This window comes from Gluconobacter sp. P1D12_c, assembly GCF_018812105.1.
In the GTDB taxonomy this organism is placed as follows: domain Bacteria; phylum Pseudomonadota; class Alphaproteobacteria; order Acetobacterales; family Acetobacteraceae; genus Gluconobacter; species Gluconobacter oxydans_A.
In genome coordinates, this window is record NZ_JACSIQ010000478.1 from 1 (window position 1) to 444 (window position 444).

The window sequence follows — 444 nt, forward strand, 5'->3', positions numbered from 1 at the left end:
CTGAGCATCATCCCTTACCGGATCCATACCATTCTGACCGATAACGGCATCCAGTTCTCTGACCAACCCCGTAATCGCAATACGGCCTGGTCGCGTCCCATGCGCTTCGACCTGATCTGCGAAGCCCAGGGGATCGAACATCGTCTGACGAAACCCAATCATCCCTGGACGAACGGTCAGGTTGAGCGGATGAACCRGACAATCAAGGAAGCAACCGTCAAACGCTTCCATTACGAYAGTCATGAGCAGTTRAGGACACACCTCAACGACTTCATGGCAGCCTATAATTTCGGGCGAAGACTCAAGACCCTCAGTGGCCTTACCCCTTACGAATACATCTGCAAAATCTGGACTTCAGAGCCAGAAAGATTCATCATCAATCCAAACCATCAAATCCCGGGACTAAACATCTAGGAACAGCTTCCATAAATACCACGATGGGCG

At 50.8% G+C, this 444-nt stretch carries 1 protein-coding gene; it reads left to right on the top strand.

Translation table 11 applies throughout. The features are described 5' to 3' along the window. Positions 1-414 (top strand): integrase core domain-containing protein (locus KP705_RS17755; protein WP_215765239.1); only part of this gene is annotated, 414 nt, incomplete at its 5' end. Positions 415-444 lie beyond the last annotated feature (30 nt).